Here is a 246-nt window from a genome sequence, read left to right as displayed (position 1 = left end):
CATTAATGCAGCAACACTAGTATGATTTTTATATGCTTTCATTGTAATTCCTTGATCACTAATGTGCTAAATTTTATGCCCAGTTACGGATGTCAACAAAATGGCCTTCAATCGCTGCCGCTGCAGCCATTGCTGGAGATACTAGATGAGTACGTCCACCTTTACCTTGACCACCTTCGAAGTTACGGTTTGACGTAGATGCACTACGTTGACCTTCTCCTAGTTGATCACCATTCATTGCTAAAC

Annotated in this window: 1 protein-coding gene; it reads right to left on the bottom strand. The window is 41.5% G+C overall.

Annotated elements, in window-relative coordinates; genetic code table 11:
• Positions 1–73 precede the first annotated feature (73 nt).
• The coding region (locus MTCD1_RS19970; RefSeq protein WP_235013413.1) for an aconitase family protein at positions 74–246 on the bottom strand (173 nt) is incomplete at its 5' end.

Origin of the sequence: Colwellia marinimaniae (genome assembly GCF_002207865.1) — a bacterium.
In the GTDB taxonomy this organism is placed as follows: domain Bacteria; phylum Pseudomonadota; class Gammaproteobacteria; order Enterobacterales; family Alteromonadaceae; genus Colwellia; species Colwellia marinimaniae.
This window is presented reverse-complemented; position numbering and strand designations above follow the sequence as displayed.